Annotated in this window: 11 protein-coding genes; 9 read left to right on the forward strand and 2 right to left on the reverse strand. The window is 64.4% G+C overall.

All coding sequences use genetic code 11. The features are described 5' to 3' along the window. Window positions 1-332 precede the first annotated feature (332 nt). The 6 genes from M4J40_RS17955 to M4J40_RS17980 all read left to right on the forward strand — a co-directional run bounded on the left by M4J40_RS17955 (window position 333) and on the right by M4J40_RS17980 (window position 7,390). The gene (locus tag M4J40_RS17955) at window positions 333-1,331 is read left to right on the forward strand and encodes a substrate-binding domain-containing protein (protein ID WP_251755796.1); all 999 of its coding nucleotides are present in this window, start codon (window positions 333-335) and stop codon (window positions 1,329-1,331) included. Window positions 1,332-1,369: 38 nt separating this feature from the next. Next, window positions 1,370-2,659 (forward strand): sugar ABC transporter substrate-binding protein, encoded by a 1,290-nt coding sequence (locus tag M4J40_RS17960; RefSeq protein WP_251755797.1) that lies wholly within the window; start codon window positions 1,370-1,372, stop codon window positions 2,657-2,659. A gap of 161 nt (window positions 2,660-2,820) precedes the next feature. Continuing rightward, window positions 2,821-3,756, forward strand: coding sequence for a sugar ABC transporter permease (locus M4J40_RS17965; protein WP_311134160.1), 936 nt, complete (start codon window positions 2,821-2,823; stop codon window positions 3,754-3,756). Beyond that, window positions 3,749-4,627 carry a carbohydrate ABC transporter permease gene (locus M4J40_RS17970; RefSeq protein WP_251755798.1) on the forward strand — a complete coding sequence of 293 codons (879 nt, stop codon included), beginning with the start codon at window positions 3,749-3,751 and terminating at the stop codon, window positions 4,625-4,627. The genes M4J40_RS17965 and M4J40_RS17970 overlap by 8 nt, the downstream gene beginning before the upstream one ends. 2 nt (window positions 4,628-4,629) lie before the next feature. Beyond that, entirely contained in the window at window positions 4,630-6,324 is a 1,695-nt protein-coding gene (locus M4J40_RS17975) for a GH32 C-terminal domain-containing protein (protein ID WP_251755799.1), read from the forward strand. Between the two features lie 22 nt (window positions 6,325-6,346). Beyond that, window positions 6,347-7,390 carry an ABC transporter ATP-binding protein gene (locus M4J40_RS17980; protein ID WP_251755800.1) on the forward strand — a complete coding sequence of 348 codons (1,044 nt, stop codon included), beginning with the start codon at window positions 6,347-6,349 and terminating at the stop codon, window positions 7,388-7,390. A 9-nt stretch (window positions 7,391-7,399) separates the two neighbouring features. Here M4J40_RS17980 and M4J40_RS22575 read toward each other — a convergent pair whose 3' ends face one another. Beyond that, window positions 7,400-8,302 (reverse strand): helix-turn-helix domain-containing protein, encoded by a 903-nt coding sequence (locus tag M4J40_RS22575; protein ID WP_251755801.1) that lies wholly within the window; start codon window positions 8,300-8,302, stop codon window positions 7,400-7,402. Window positions 8,303-8,462: 160 nt separating this feature from the next. Beyond that, entirely contained in the window at window positions 8,463-9,500 is a 1,038-nt protein-coding gene (locus tag M4J40_RS17990; RefSeq protein ID WP_251756062.1) for an alcohol dehydrogenase catalytic domain-containing protein, read from the reverse strand. A 336-nt stretch (window positions 9,501-9,836) separates the two neighbouring features. Between M4J40_RS17990 and ahcY the strand changes: the two genes are divergently transcribed. The 3 genes from ahcY (at window position 9,837) to tsaE (ending at window position 15,701) form a co-directional block, all read left to right on the forward strand. Further along, entirely contained in the window at window positions 9,837-11,234 is a 1,398-nt protein-coding gene (ahcY, locus tag M4J40_RS17995; protein WP_251755802.1) for an adenosylhomocysteinase, read from the forward strand. A gap of 454 nt (window positions 11,235-11,688) precedes the next feature. Beyond that, the gene (locus M4J40_RS18000; RefSeq protein ID WP_251755803.1) at window positions 11,689-14,181 is read left to right on the forward strand and encodes a PAS domain-containing sensor histidine kinase; all 2,493 of its coding nucleotides are present in this window, start codon (window positions 11,689-11,691) and stop codon (window positions 14,179-14,181) included. Further along, window positions 14,178-15,701 (forward strand): tRNA (adenosine(37)-N6)-threonylcarbamoyltransferase complex ATPase subunit type 1 TsaE, encoded by a 1,524-nt coding sequence (gene tsaE, locus M4J40_RS18005; RefSeq protein WP_251755804.1) that lies wholly within the window; start codon window positions 14,178-14,180, stop codon window positions 15,699-15,701. Before M4J40_RS18000 ends, tsaE begins: the two co-directional genes overlap by 4 nt. Window positions 15,702-15,718: the final 17 nt, after the last annotated feature.

The following is a 15,718-nucleotide window of genomic DNA, read 5'->3' on the forward strand; positions in this document are numbered from 1 at the left end:
TCCCAGGCAGCTTTCGGCCCGCACCAACCTCTGGGAGGGCGAGGCGAGCCGGCTGGTCTTCTCCGACAGCGTGGCGACGCCGATCCGCAAGGCCAAGCACGGCGACAGCTCGGGCGTCAGGGGCGCCGCCTTCCTCTGGAAGGAGTAGGCGAGCAGAGCCAAGCAGAAGGCATGCGCAATCCGAGCCCCCCTCCGAACGGCGGGCTCGCTTTCCCTTGACAAGACTGGATCGGAATGGCATTGGGTAAACGATAACTCACGGCGCGAGCCGCAAAACGGTCGAGGAAGCCGTTTGCGAAGGATACAAAGGCGCCTGGGGAGGGGAGTTGCTCGTGGCCGTTTCGCTGCAAGATATTGCAAGCCTCGCCGGGGTGTCGGTCAAGACCGTCTCCGGCGCGCTGCATGGCGGCTCGGCCCGCATGGCGGACGAAACCCGCGACCGCATCCGCAAGATCGCCGAAGAGCTCGGCTACGTCACCAACTTCGCCGCCCGCAGCATGCGGCAAGGCTGGATGCCGCTGATTGCCATCATCGGCGACGAACTGCTCACTTCCCCCTTTGCAACAGAGATCATCCGCGGACTCGACAACTCGGCTCGCAAGGCCGACCTCTCGGTTTTCTTCACCACCATCGGCGGCGACCGCGACATCATCAAGGTCTATGACGACGTCAGTCGCTTTCGGCCGCGCGCCATCGGCTACGCGGCGATGTATCACAAGGAAGTCGTCCTGCCGCCTGAGGTCGCCGACCGCATTGGCGTCATGATCAACTGCCGCGATGCATCAGGGCGTGTGGCCTCGCTCGTCCCCGACGAGGAAGGCGCCGGCAACATCATCACCAACCATCTGATCGATGCCGGCCGTCGCAAGATCGCCTTCCTCAACCTGCCGGGACTCTTGGCCGGCGAGCTGCGCGAACGCGGCTTTCGCGCAGCGTTGGACGAGGCGGGGCTTGAACCCGTGGCCGTGTTGCCGGCGGTGAAGCGAGCCATTTACGCCGGCCGTGCCCGAAGCCTCGTGGCCCAACACGTTGCCGATCTGATGGCCGGTCCTGACCGGCCCGATGCCATCCTCTGCGGCAACGATCGCGTTGCCATGGAGGTCTATGCCGCGCTTCGCAAGATTGGCGCCGGCATTCCCGACGATGTCGCCGTTGCGGGATTCGACAATCAGGTCGACATCGCCACGCGACTCGACCCGCCGCTGACGACCATGGCCCTGCCGCACAGAGCCATGGGCCGGATGGCAGCGGAGATACTTCAGGCGGCAGAACCGCCGGAGGGGGGGCTGAAACTGCTCCCATTCCAGCTCGTGGAGCGAGCTTCCGTCTGAGCTGGCGAGGAAACCAACGATTGGAGGAGTCTTTCGCAATGGGTAATCGTTTACTTAGCGCTCTTGTCGCCACCACCGCGCTGATGGCAATCACCACCGCCGCCGACGCCAAGACCGTCGTGCGCATGATGCATCAGGGCGATCCCGGCTGGGTGGCGCTCTACGGCAAGGTCGCCGAACGCTTCGAGGCGGCCAATCCGGATGTCGATATCGAGCTGATCTATGCGCCACATGACGCCTATAACGAGAAGTTCTCGTCGGCGGTGATGTCCAAGCAGCTGCCTGATATCATGGAGCTCGACGCCCCGTTCCTCGCCAACTACGTCTGGTCGGGCTACCTCAAGCCGATCAAGAGCTACATCGACCAGGACCTCCTTGACGACATGACGGCATCCAACGTCGCTCAGGGCACCTACCCGATCGACAAGGACCTCTACGCCATCGGTCTCACCGACAGCTCGGTGGTGCTCTATGGCAACAGGAAGTATCTCGAACAGATCGGCGCCCGCATCCCGACGTCCGTGGACGATGCCTGGACGCGCGCCGAGTTCGAGGACTACCTCGCCAAGTTGGCCAAGGTCGATGGCGTCAAGTGGCCGATCGACACCTTCCGCGGCTATGGCATCAAGACCGAGTGGGTGACCTATGCCTACCAGCCGATCCTCAACTCCTTCGGCTGCGACCTGATCGATCGCACGACCTGGACGGCAACCGGCACGCTCGACAGCCAGCCTTGCGTCGACGCGATGACCATGATGCAGACCTGGGTGAAGAACGGCTGGGTCGTGCCAATGTCGTCCGGCACCAACCAGTTCTACGCCGAAGGTCAGCCGGCGGCGCTCGCCTGGGGCGGTCACTGGTTCTACGCCGAAGCCGCCGCCAAGCTGAAGGACGACGTGGTGGTCATGCCACTGCCCAAGTTCGGCGAGAAGAGCGCCAGCCCCGACGGCACCTGGATCTGGGCGATCACCACCCAGTCCGAGCATCCCGACATCGCCGGCAAGTTCCTGAGCTTCCTCCTGAAGGACAAGGACTATCGCGACTATGCCGTGAGCCAGAGCGCCTATCCCGGCCTCAAGAGCTTCGCTGCCCAGTCGCCGCTCTATGCCGAGGGCGGCCCGATGGCCGTCGCCTTCGAGCAGGCATCGAAAGTGGCCGTGCCGCGCCCGCCGCATCCGGCCTACCCGACGATCACCTCCGCCTTCATGCAGGCCGTCGACCAGATCTTCAACGGCGAGGACGCCCAAAAGGCGCTGACGGCCGCCGCGGAGAAGATCGACGAGGACATCGCCGACAACGACGGGTACCCGCCGTTCGACGGCAACTGATGTCCTGCCCGCGAGCCCGCCGTTCTTCGGGACAGCAGGCTCGCGGCCGGAACGCCGGGCCACGCTGATCCGCGCCCGCCCGGCACGGCTTGCCGGCGCGCGTCCGCCCTCCCTTCGGGCGCGCGCCGCTCTCCTGCCATTCATCGCTCGGCGAGGGCCCCATGTCCGCACTCACCACCGTTCCGAAGCGGCGTCGCCGTTCCATCATTGCCCGCGTCGGCTGGTCGCGTTTCCTTCAGGAGATCGGCATGCTGGCACCGGCGATCGTGCTGATGACCGTCTTCCTGATCACGCCCTTCGTGCTGTCGTTCTGGACGGCCATGACCAACCAGCCGCTGGTGCCCCGGCCGACGCCGGTGCGCTTCATCGGGCTCAAGAACTTCCTGCGCATTCTCAACGACGACCTGTTCTGGACGTCGCTCTGGAACGTCACCCGCTTTACGCTCTGGGTGCTACCGGTGCAGTGCGGTCTGGCCTTCGTGACGGCGCTGATCCTCAACCAGAAGATTCCGTTCCGGAACGTGTTCCGCGGCATGTTCTTCCTGCCGGCCATCACGTCGATGGTTGTGGTCTGCGTCATCTGGGGCACGTTGTTTCAGTATCCGACCGGCCCGCTCAATCAGGTCGTGACGACACTGTCGGGCGGTCACATCCAGCCGATCGACTGGTTGGGCGACCCGAGCTGGGCGATGTTCTCCATCGTGCTCTTGTCGGCCTGGCAGGCCTATGGCTTCCAGATGATCATCTACCTCGCCGGCATGCAGGGCATTCCCGACGAACTCTACGATGCCGCCCGTATCGACGGCGCCGGCCGCTGGGGTCGTTTCTGGCACGTGACCATGCCGGGACTCAGGCCGACCCATGTCTTCGTTCTGGTCATCACCACCATCCAGGCCTTCAAGCTCTACACGCAGATCGCCATCCTCACCCAGGGCGGTCCGAACTCGTCGACCGAGACCGTGGTCCACTACATGGTGCGCTCCGGCTTCGAGGAGCAGAAGCTCGGCTACGCCTCGGCGGTGTCGGTGATTCTGTTCCTGATCGTCCTGGTCATCGCGCTCATCCAGCGCAGGCTCATGAGGCGCTTCGATGTCTGATCTCGCCCTTACCCCTCGCAAGTCGGCCACGTCGACAAACGGCTATCGCATCGTCCAGTCGATCTCGGTGTTCGTCATCGCGCTGGTGATCATCTCGCCGCTGTTCATGCTGTTCATCGCCTCCTTGAAGGACGATCGCTTCCAGATCCTCGCCGACATGGGATCCTTCCGGGCCTTCTGGGTGGACAACCCGACCTTCAACAACTTCCGCGAGGTCGGCAACTTCGCCGGCGATCTGGCCTTCGGCCGCTATCTCGGCAACTCGCTGTTCATCCTCGGCTCGACGGTGAGCCTCGGCCTCATCATCAACTCGATGGCAGGCTTCATCCTGGCCTGGGGCAGCCTGCCGGGGCGGGCATTGATCCTGTCGGTGATCATCGCGCTCTATGTGATCCCGCAGGAAAGCATCATCATGCCCCTGCTGATCATCGTGTCGCGGGCCGGTCTCTCCGACACCTTCACCGCGCAGATCCTGCCTTTCGTGGCAAGCCCGCTCTACACCTTCCTGTTCTACCAGTTCTTCGCGCAGTTGCCGAAAGAGCTCTACGAGGCCGCATCCATCGACGGCGCCTCGATCTTCCGTACCTGGTGGTCGATCTTCGTTCCGCTCAGCCTGCCGGCGCTCGCCACCGTCTCCATCCTGATGGGTATCGAGACCTGGAACCAGTATCTCTGGCCGATCCTGATCACCCAGACCGACTATGCCCGACCGATCTCGGTCGCCATCGCCACCTTCTTCGGTCAGGACAGCATCTACTGGGACCGGGCCATGGCCGCCTCGGTCATGATGATGATCCCGATCCTCGTGTTCTATCTCGCCTTCCAGCGCTGGTTCATCAGCTCCTTCGTCGGCTCGGCGGTGAAAGGTTGATCATGTCGCAAAGAGTTCCCGAGACCGGCCAGCCGAGCCCGGAAACGATCCCCCTTGCTCCGGCCTCGGCTGGCGAAACCGTCGAGCTGTTCCTGATGGCCCGGGGTTCGGAGCCCGCCGTCGTGACACTGGGCGACAACGGCGAGATCATAAGCCGGCGAACGGACGCCTTCGAGCGCCATCGCATGGTTCTCACGAAGCCGCTCGACCGTCTCAGCTTCGATCCCGAAACCGCAATTGTCTCGGCCGTCTACGCCTATGATCCGACGACGGTTCTCGATAGGGGCATTCGCGTGCTCCATGCCGGACCGGCACCGACGCCGCCCGCTTTTGCCGACGGCTATCACTTCCGGCCGCCTTTCGGCTGGATGAACGATCCCAACGGCCTGGGACGCTTCGACGGGCGCGCCCACCTCTTCTATCAACACTACCCGCATCGCCTGCGCTGGCACGCCATGCATTGGGGCCACGCCGTCTCCGACGATCTCATTCACTGGCGTCATCTGCCGGTGTTCCTTGAGCCAGGCGAGGCGGTGTTCGCAGCCAATGGCGCCGGAGGCGCTTTCTCGGGCTCCGCAGTGGTCATTCCGGGAGAAAGTGGCTTCCGGGCGTTTTTCACCGACCATATCGACGCCCGAAAGCCGGAGATGGAAGTCCAGTGCTCGATGCGTTGCCACGACGGCCTCACGGCCGACACGCCGCAGGTCGTGCTGGCCGGCCGGCCGGAGGGGCTGGGTCTCGGCGAGGATAACCGCGACCCTTACGTCTTCCTGGGCCCTGACGGGCGTCTCAAGATGCTGCTGGGCGGCCGCGATGAGAACGGCGGCGTCATCCTTCTCCACGAAACCGACGACCCGACCGGCGCAACCGGCTGGCGCTTCGTGGACCTCATTCATCGCGAACGGGAGTATGGACGCACCGTCGGAGAATGCCCAGCCATGCTTCCGCTCGATGGCCCTGCGGCGGATCCCGGCACCCGATGGCTGCTGATCTTCGGCCTTCTGATGAGCCGCGATCCGTCGACACGGCGGCGCAACCTCACCTTCGGTATCGTCGGGCGCTTCGACGGCAAGAGCTTCATGCCGGAGTTCCGGCAGGAACTCGACTTCGGCACCGATGCCTACGGCTTTCAGGCTTTCGTCGACCGGGATGGCCCTGTCGGAATCGCCTGGCTCGCCAACTGGACGGACATCGTCAAGACGGCCGACTGGCCAACCGCGATGACATTGCCGCGGCGTCTGCTCCTGAAGGATGGCGTTCTGGCGACCCCGCCGATCGAAGCGGCAATCTCCCTGCGACAGGCGCTTCTCGATGATCGGCGCCTCACCGCAGGCGAAACGGTGGCCTTCGATAACGGCACCGCCGAGATCATCATCGAGTTCGAAGAAACAGGCGTGCCGTTCGAACTGACGCTATCACATCCGACGCTGAAGCTCGCCATCGTCGCCGGACCAGATGGTCTTGCCATCGTCCACGAGGACGAGGAAAGCAGCACGCCGTCGCCGCACTATCTTGCAGCCGGCGCGAAGGTGCGCTCGATCCGGGTCTTCCTCGACCGGGGTTCGATCGAAGTGTTCGCCGACGACGGGCGCTACGCCGGAACCAAGCGGCTCGCCGATCCCGCCCCCATTACTGCCATTCGCCTCGACGCGCCACAAGGACGCGCCACCGCACTCGTCTGGCGGCTCGGCCTCTAGATACGATCCAGGGAGGAACATCATGGCCAGCGTTTCCATCGACAACGTCGCCAAGTTCTACGGCAACCATCAGGTCATCCACGGCATCGACATCGACATCGCCGACGGCGAGTTCGTGACGCTGGTCGGTCCATCCGGTTGCGGAAAGTCGACGCTTCTCCGAATGATCGCCGGTCTCGAGGAGATATCGGACGGCGACATTCGCATCGGCGACCGCCTCGTCAACGACGTGCCGCCGAAGGAACGGGACATCGCCATGGTGTTCCAGAACTACGCGCTCTACCCGCACATGACCGTGGCCCAGAACATGGGCTTCGCGCTGAAGCTGAAAGGCGAGAGCAGGGCCGCCATCGATGCGCGCGTCAAGGAAGCCGCAGCCATTCTGGCGCTCGAACCCTACCTCGACCGACTGCCCAAGCAACTGTCGGGCGGCCAGCGGCAACGCGTTGCCATGGGCCGGGCGATCGTGCGCAGCCCGCAGGTGTTCCTTTTCGACGAGCCGCTTTCCAATCTCGACGCCAAGCTGCGCGTACAGATGCGCGCCGAGATCAAGGATCTGCACCAGCGCCTCGGCACGACCACGGTCTACGTCACGCATGACCAGATCGAGGCCATGACCATGGCCGACCGCATCGTGGTGATGAAGGGCGGCGTTGTCGAGCAAGTCGGCCGGCCTCTCGAACTCTACGACCGGCCGAACAATCTGTTCGTCGCCACCTTCATCGGCTCCCCGGCCATGAATCTCCTGAAGGGTAAGGTGGAAAATGGCGGCTTCGTCACGGAGGACGGCACGGTTTTGCCACTGCCGCCCACGGCCCGGACAGGTGCGGTCACCTACGGCATCCGCCCCGAACACCTGATGCTCGACGAGACCGGCTTTCGCGCCGAAGTGGCAGTCCTCGAGCCGACCGGCGCCGAAACGCAGGTGCTCGCCCGCTGTGGAAGCCAGACACTGGTCGCCGTGCTGCGCGAGCGGGTCGAGCTCAAACCCGGAGACCGCATCGGCCTCAAACCGGATCTTTCGGCAGTGCACCTGTTCGACGAGGATGGGCGGCGGCTTCAGTAGCCTGACAACTCATGCCGCAGCGCGGGCCTTGCCTCGTGGGCCGGCCCGCCGCTCGGCACGGAAGGCCGATGGCGTACGCCCGATCAGGCGCAGGAAGTTTCGATTGAAGGTCGACAAGGTCTCGTAGCCGACATCCATGGCGATCGAGGTCACCATGTCCTCGGTCTCCGACAGGAGCTGGCAGGCCTTGTAGATCCTGAGATGGTTGATGTACTCGGCGCAGGAACAGCGCAGGTGCCGCTCGAACAGGCGCGAGAAGGCCGGAAGGGCCATGCCCTCCGTCGATGCCACTTCACGGCAGGTGAGACCGGGGCGGTTGAAGTTGGCGGCGATGTAGGCAAGCATCCGTTCGAGCCGTCGGGGCTGGGCGCACTGGTGCTCCATTCCCTTCAACGAGAGTGACCGGCGTTCGCCGTCCTGCTCCAGAACGCGCATCAACTCGAAGAACAGGGCGATGCGCTCGAATCCCTCCGCGACGAGCAGTGCTTCCATCAGGGCAGCCGCTTCTGTGGCGGCGGCCTCGGAGAACTCGATGCCCGACCGCGTTGCGTCGAGTAGAGTGGAGAGGCCGGCGCAATCGGAAAACTCAGCCATGCAGCGCTCGGCGAAACCCGCCCCCATCTGGAGCACCAGGTCGCGATCGCGGATACGGCCGTCCTCGCCACGGTCGGCGCCATCGGACACCCACATGTGCGGCAAGTTCGGCCCCGTCATGACCAGGTTGCCCGGGCCAAAATCGCCGGCATAGGTACCGACGTAGAACTGGCCGGAGCTGCGCCGGATCAAGTGCAATTCGTATTCCGGATGATGGTGCCAACCGGAGTAGGCGAAGGGATAGTCGTGCGAATAGACGCGGAAGGTCCGCTCGAGCGGAGCCTCGATCACCTCCAAAACGGGCTTTGTCTGACCCACCTTCGCCTCCCTTTGGTGGACAACGGAACCGTTCGAGCCGGCAATTCTAGCAGACTTGGCCGTCAACGCCGAGACAGGCTCTGTCAGGCGTCGAGCGCAACGGCTCCGCCGCTTGCGGGAACCGGAAGCCCTTCGAGGCAGCTTCCGGTTCCGATTGTCCTCAGAACGTGATCTGGACCTTGACGTCCGAAGGGTTCTGCTGGGCGGCGCGCTCGAAGGCCTCGACCGACTTGTCGAACGGGTAGGTTGCCGAAATCAGCGGCTTCAGGTCGATCTTGCCCGAGCCGAGCAGCGCCAGCGTGCGGTCCCACACGTTGGCATAGCGGAAGATGCCCGTCAGACTGATCTCCTTGACCTCCAGCGCCACCACGTCCAGCGGCACACGGTCCTGCGGCATGCCGACCAGAACCACCCGGCCACCCTGCGTCACCACGTCCAGCATGTCGTCGAAGGCCTTCGGAGCGCCGCTCGCCTCGAAGAACAGGTCGGCGCCCTTGCCGGCCGTCCGCGCCGAGACCACGTCGGCCAGCTTTTCCCTGGTGAGGTCGACGGCGATGACGCCGGGGACCTTGGCGATGATGTCGAGCTTGGCCTTGGCGACGTCGCTGACGATCACCTCCGAACAGCCCGACGCCAGCGCGGCGAAGGCCACCATCATGCCGATGGTGCCGGCGCCCGCCACAACGGCGATGTCACCGGGACGGATAGCGCCCTTGGCGGCGGCATAGACGCCGATCGCCAGCGGCTCGACCATGGCGCCCTCGGCAAAGGAGACGCTGTCGGGCAGCTTGTAGGTCAGCGCCGCCGGATGAATCACTTCCGGCGTCAGGCAGCCGTGGATCGGCGGCGTCGCCCAGAAGCGCACGGCCGGATCGAGATTGTAGTGACCCTCCAGCGTCTGGCGCGAGCCGAAATCGGGAATGCCGGGCTCCATGCAGACGCGATCGCCGACCCTGAGGTGGGACACCTTGGCGCCGACCGCCGTCACCACGCCCGAAGCTTCATGGCCGAGCACCATCGGCTCGTTGACGATGAAGTCGCCGATGCGGCCGTGCTTCAGATAGTGAACGTCGCTGCCGCAGATGCCCACGGCCTTGATGGCGACCCGAACCTCGCCGGCCGCCGGCGTCAGCGTGCCGGGGACCTCGATCTCCCGCAATGCGATATTGTTGACGCCTTCCAGAACGACCGCCTTGATTTTCATGTTCTTTCCTCCTCGCCGCTCGGGCGTGGCCGACCGACCGGATCTTCGTCCGGCAATGGGGAAAGCATGCCTGTTCCCTCCAGGAGCGACAAAGCGTGAGAGAGCGACTTTAGTGCATGATTTTACATCCGACTCCAGCTCTTTCGTAGCAAGGGCCGCTCTCGCTGCTTTCAAGTGAGCACGAGTCTTTCATCATGATATAAGGATCTCTTTATGTCATGATTGCGCTGGACATCGACTTCTCCTATAAGACACGGACCGGCGGCCGAAAGCCGCCTCGTTGCTTTCAATCAGAACACTCTTCCCACCCTCGCACCCGGAGATCCGTCGATGGTCGCCAAGGAATACATCGTCAAGGACATCTCGCTCGCCGACTGGGGCCGCACTGAACTCGACATGGCCGAGATCGAGATGCCCGGCCTGATGTCGGTGCGCGCCGAATATGCCGCCGCCCAGCCTCTCAAGGGCGCCCGCATCGCCGGTTCGCTGCACATGACCATCCAGACGGCCGTGCTGATCGAAACCCTGAAGGCGCTCGGCGCCGATGTCCGCTGGGCGTCCTGCAACATCTTCTCGACGCAGGATCACGCCGCCGCCGCTATCGCGGCCGCCGGCATCCCGGTGTTCGCGGTGAAGGGCGAGAGCCTCAGCGACTACTGGAGCTATACCGACCGCATCCTCGACTGGGGCAACGGCGAGACCGCCAACATGATCCTGGACGACGGCGGCGACGCGACGCTCCTTGTCACGCTCGGCTCCAAGGCGGAAAGCGATCCGTCCGTTCTCGCCGATCCGAAGTCGGAGGAAGAGGAAGAGCTCTTCGCGACCATCAAGGCGCGCCTTGCCAAGGATCCGACCTTCTATTCGCGCGCCAAGGCGAACATTCGCGGCGTCTCCGAAGAGACGACGACGGGCGTCATGCGCCTCTACCAGATGGAAACGCGTGGCGAGCTGCCCTGGCCGGCCTTCAACGTCAACGACAGCGTCACCAAGTCGAAGTTCGACAACAAGTACGGCTGCCGTGAGAGCCTGGTCGACGCCATCCGTCGCGGCACCGACGTGATGATGGCCGGCAAGGTCGCCATCGTCTGCGGCTATGGCGACGTCGGCAAGGGCTCGGCCCAGTCGCTGGCTGGCGCCGGCGCCCGCGTGCTGGTCACCGAAGTCGATCCGATCTGCGCCCTGCAGGCTGCCATGGACGGCTTCGAGGTGGTCACGCTGGAGGATGATATCCATCGCGCGGACATCATCGTCACCTGCACCGGCAACCTTCATGTCGTCACCGTCGATGACATGCGCAAGCTCAAGAACATGGCCATTGTCTGCAACATCGGCCATTTCGACAACGAGATCGACGTTGCCGGGCTCCGGAACTTCAAGTGGAAGAACGTCAAGCCGCAGGTCGACCTCGTCGAGTTCCCTGACGGCAAGAAGATCGTTCTTCTGTCGGAAGGCCGCCTCGTCAATCTCGGCAATGCCACCGGACACCCGAGCTTCGTGATGAGCGCCTCCTTCTCCAACCAGACGCTGGCCCAGATCGAGCTTTGGACCCGTGGCGACAAGTACGAGAAGAAGGTGCACGTGCTGCCCAAGCACCTCGATGAGAAGGTCGCCCAGCTGCACCTTGCCAAGCTCGGCGCCAAGCTCTCCAAGCTGACGACCGAGCAGGCCGACTACATCGGCGTCAAGACGACCGGCCCCTTCAAGTCGGCCATGTACCGCTACTAACAGCGCGTTCGATCGCTCCTGCTGCCCGTCCGCTCCCCCAGGGGATCGGGCGGGCATTTTGTTGTCGGCAAAGCCTTATCCACAGCTGTTCCACATATGCGGATTTTTCCGGGTCAACCTGCCCGCATTTACGAGACGTTAAGAAAAAGATGCAGGCCGAACCGCATAAGGCGAGTCCGGTCAGTCCCATGGCGCCACCCTACCCATGGTTATCGACTCCCTCTGGCCATTTGCCGAGGCGACAGAATGCCGGAACGTTCTGCGAACATTCGCCATTCGGAGACCGGTTGCGCACCGATGCGCCGAGCCGGCCGGCCACGACTCTTTTTGCCCCTCCTGAAAGGCGGTATTTTGAGGTGATTCGGATCGGCGGTGGGGCACGCGCCGGTTCGGGGTGGGCCTCTCTTCAGGCGGCACACCCTTTTGTTGATGCGGCCAAAAAGGGGACATGTGCATGCCGGGGCTGGGCCGGACACGATTGCCGTTTGTGGGGCATGTCGGGAAGATCGCCCTGCTCTCGACCATCCTGTCACCTGTGGCTGCGAGCCCGGCGCTCGCCCAGGCCATCAAGTTCGGCGCCGATGGCTCGATCTATTTCGAGCCGCTTCAGGTGGCCGCCCTGTCGGCTTTCGTATCGGCGATCTGCATTGCCGTGGTCTCGGCCGCCGCCCTGATCCGGGCGCGCCGCATGGCAGAAGAGGATCGCGAGCGCCTGCTGCGCGAGAACGCCGACCTGAAACTCGCCGCCGACCGCACCGAAGCCGCGCTCAATGCCGACGACCAGCGCACCGTGATCTGGGGCTCCCGCGACGAGGCGCCGAAGGTCATGGGGTCGCTGCCGGAAGCCTCGGGCGTGCCGCGCAGCCAGGTTGGCTTCCTTGCCTTCGGCCAATGGCTTGAGCCGGCCTCCGCCCAGCTTCTCGAGGCCCGCACCCGCTCCCTGCGCACCGATGGCGAGGCGTTCCTCGACGTGCTGACCACCACCACCGGCGTTCATATCGAGGCGGCCGGGCGGGTCAACGGTTCTCGGTGTTTCATCCGTTTTCGCAATCTCACCCGTGAACGCCAGCAATATGCCGAGCTCGCCGAGCGGTTCGAACGGCAGCGGACCCTCGTCGAAACCTTCGAGGGGCTGATCGACAAGGTATCGATGCCGGCTTGGACGCGCGACAAGTCCGGCCGTCTGGTCTGGGTCAACGCCGCCTATGCCCGCGCCGTCGAAGTGGCGAGCGCGACGCAGGCAGTGGCCGTCGGCGCCGAGTTTCTCGACACCGCTGCTCGCAAGGCGATCACGGACAGCCGCCAGACCGCACCGGTATTCGAGAAACGTCTCTCGGTCGTGGTGGGTGGCGCCCGGCGTGTGTTCGACGTCGTCGACGTCGAAACGTCTTCCGGCAGCGCCGGCATCGCCACGGACGTGTCCGAGCTGGAACAGGCTCAGGTGGAACTGCGCCGGACCATCGACAGCCACGCCCGCACGCTCGACCAGCTGGCCACCGCCGTTGCCATCTTCGGCGCCGACAAGCGGCTCAAGTTCTACAACGCCGCCTATCGCGCCCTGTTCGACCTCGACACCGCCTTCCTCGAATCCGGCCCGGACGACGCGGCCGTTCTCGATCAGTTGCGCGTGTCCCGCAAACTGCCCGAACAGGCCGATTTCCGCACATGGAAGCGCGAGCAGCTTTCGGCCTATCAGGCGATGGAGGCTCGCGAGAGCTGGTGGCACCTGCCGACGGGCCAGACGTTGCGTGTCATCGCCAACCCGCACCCGCAGGGCGGCGTCACCTATGTCTACGAAAACGTCACCGAGCAGATCGAACTCAAGAGCCGCTACAACGCGCTGACACGCGTGCAGGGCGAGACGCTCGACCATCTCTCCGAAGGCGTGGCGGTGTTCGGCTCCGACGGGCGTCTTCGCCTGTCCAATCCGGCCTTTGGCAGCCTTTGGAGACTCTCCGACGAAATGCTGGCCGGTCGGCCGCATATCAATGACGTTGTCGGCCACTGCATGGCCACCCACGGCAACCGCGAAGCGTGGGACCAGGTCCGCCTCGCCGTCGCCGGCCTCGCCGACAGCCGCAACCGCCTCACCGGCCGGCTCGATCGCCGCGACGGCGGGGTCATCGACTTCACCACCGTTCCGCTGCCGGATGGTGCAACACTGATCACCTTCGTCAACGTCACCGATTCGGTGAACGTCGAGCGGGCCCTCACGGAGAAGAACGAGGCGCTCGAGGAAGCCGACCAGCTGAAGAACGCCTTCATCCAGCACGTTTCCTACGAGCTGCGTTCACCGCTCACCAACATCATCGGTTTCGCGCAGCTGCTCGCCGACGACAACGCCGGCCCGCTCAACATCAAGCAGCGGGAATATACCGGCTACATCATGGACTCGTCGACGGCGCTCCTGGCCATCATCAACGACATCCTCGATCTCGCCACCGTCGATGCGGGCATCATCGAACTCGACCTCGGCGAGGTGGACATCCCCTCGACCGTCGACGCGGCCACCACCGGTCTTCGCGACCGGATCGCCGAGGCGCACATCGACCTGAAGCTCGACGTTCCCGCTGACATCGGCTCGTTCATCGCCGACGAGAAGCGCATCCGCCAGGTGCTCTACAACCTCCTGTCCAACGCCATCGCCTTCTCCGACGACGGTGGCGCGGTGTCGCTCTCCTGCCGGCGGACCGGGGAGGAAGTCTCGTTCACCGTCGAAGATCATGGCCGAGGCATTCCCGACGAATACCTTCAGGCAGTGTTCGAGCGCTTCGAGAGCCGCACCAACGGCGCTCGTCGGCGCGGTCCGGGCCTGGGCCTGTCCATCGTCAAGAGCTTCGTCGAGCTGCACAAGGGCAGCGTCGAGATCACCTCCAAGATCGGTGTCGGTACGCGGGTGGTCTGCCGGTTGCCGATAAACCCCAGTATCGCCGAAGCGGCCGAGTGAGCGCCGCTGCGATGAGCTCGCCACTTCGCCGAACCGTGAACGTGGCCGACGAGGCTGGTACGCTTCGCCTCGCCGACGACATTGCCGCCATCGCCCGCCCGGGCGACGTCGTCGCTCTTTACGGCGACCTCGGCATGGGAAAGAGCGCTTTCGCCCGCGCCGTTGTCCGGCGTCTTGCCGGCGAGCCCGACCTTGAGGTGCCCAGCCCGACCTTCACGCTGCTGCAGAGCTACGAGACCGGCCGCTTCCCCGTCCATCATTTCGATCTGTATCGTCTCGCCGATCCCGACGAGCTTATCGAAATCGGCTTCTCCGAAGCCGTCGGGGAAGGCCTTTCGCTGATCGAGTGGCCCGACCGGGCCGGTGACGAGTTGCCGGCGGAGCGACTCGACGTCGTCATCTCCGAGGGCGATGGCCTCAATGGGCGCCGTTTCTCGCTGGAAGCGCACGGGAACAGCTGGGCGGAGAGGCTCGACGAGACCTTCGGCGTTCGCGATCTTCTCGACCGATCAGGTTTGGCAGGCGCCGAACGGCGGCATTTGCATGGCGACGCCTCGACACGCAGTTTCGAGCGAGCGACGGTCGGCGAAAAGGCCGCGGTCGTGATGCGCTGGCCAGCCTGGCGCGCCTACCTGAAGCGAGCCGACGACGACCGTTACGAGGAGATCGTTCACCTCGCCGATAGTCTCATCGCCTTTTCGGCCATTGCCGACACGCTGCGTCGCAACGGCTTCCGCAGCCCGCGCGTTCTCGATCGCGACGCCGAGCGGCGACTGATGCTGGTCGAAGATCTCGGGTCGGATGGCATCGTGCGCGACGGCGTGCCGATCCCCGAACGCTACCTCGTCGCTGCCCGGCGGCTCGCCGACCTCGCGGTCGTAGCCTGGCCTGACGTCGCCGTCGATGACGCCGGTGGTCGCTGGCCGATGCCACGCTACGACCGAAGAGCCCTGGCGACGGAGGTGGGCCTCTTCGCCACCTGGTACGTCCCACACCTGACCGGTGCGTCGCTCGGAGCCGACGCCCTTGCCGAGTGGAATGATCTCTGGGACGGACTTCTTTCCCGCTTCGATGATGACCAGGCCCAGTTGGTGCTGCGCGACTACCACTCGCCCAACATCCTCTGGCAGACCTCGGGTGATGCCATCGGATTGATCGATTTCCAGGACGGGTTGCTCGGCTCTTCAGCCTACGACTTCGCGGCTCTCGTCACGGATGCCCGTGTCGACATTCCCGATGAACTCGCGGCGGCAATGACCGCCGCCTATGTGGATCGTCGGAGACTCCACGATTCCGGCTTCGACGCGGTCGACTTCGCAGAGCGCGTCGCGATCCTCGGCGCCCAGCGCAATGCCAAAATCCTCGGCCGCTTTGTCGAGTATGCCGCGCGCACCGGCCGCACCCATCATCTCCGCTTCCTGCCGCGCGTACGTCGAAACCTTGAGAAAGCGCTGGACGACAAGGTTCTCGCCGGCGTCAAGCTCTGGTATGAACGGCTCGGACTCGCTGCAAGGCCGTGAGCCCGCCCTTTCCAACC

The organism is Pleomorphomonas sp. JP5, from assembly GCF_023721815.1.
GTDB lineage: Bacteria > Pseudomonadota > Alphaproteobacteria > Rhizobiales > Pleomorphomonadaceae > Pleomorphomonas.

Excerpts from the sequence above, each read along its gene's own strand:
- M4J40_RS17960 (WP_251755797.1), top strand. The coding sequence starts at position 1,370 with ATGGGTAATCGTTTACTTAGCGCTCTTGTCGCCACCACCGCGCTGATG.
- M4J40_RS17965 (WP_311134160.1), top strand. The coding sequence starts at position 2,821 with ATGTCCGCACTCACCACCGTTCCGAAGCGGCGTCGCCGTTCCATCATT.
- M4J40_RS17970 (WP_251755798.1), top strand. The coding sequence starts at position 3,749 with ATGTCTGATCTCGCCCTTACCCCTCGCAAGTCGGCCACGTCGACAAAC.
- M4J40_RS17975 (WP_251755799.1), top strand. The coding sequence starts at position 4,630 with ATGTCGCAAAGAGTTCCCGAGACCGGCCAGCCGAGCCCGGAAACGATC.
- M4J40_RS17980 (WP_251755800.1), top strand. The coding sequence starts at position 6,347 with ATGGCCAGCGTTTCCATCGACAACGTCGCCAAGTTCTACGGCAACCAT.
- ahcY (WP_251755802.1), top strand. The coding sequence starts at position 9,837 with ATGGTCGCCAAGGAATACATCGTCAAGGACATCTCGCTCGCCGACTGG.
- M4J40_RS18000 (WP_251755803.1), top strand. The coding sequence starts at position 11,689 with ATGCCGGGGCTGGGCCGGACACGATTGCCGTTTGTGGGGCATGTCGGG.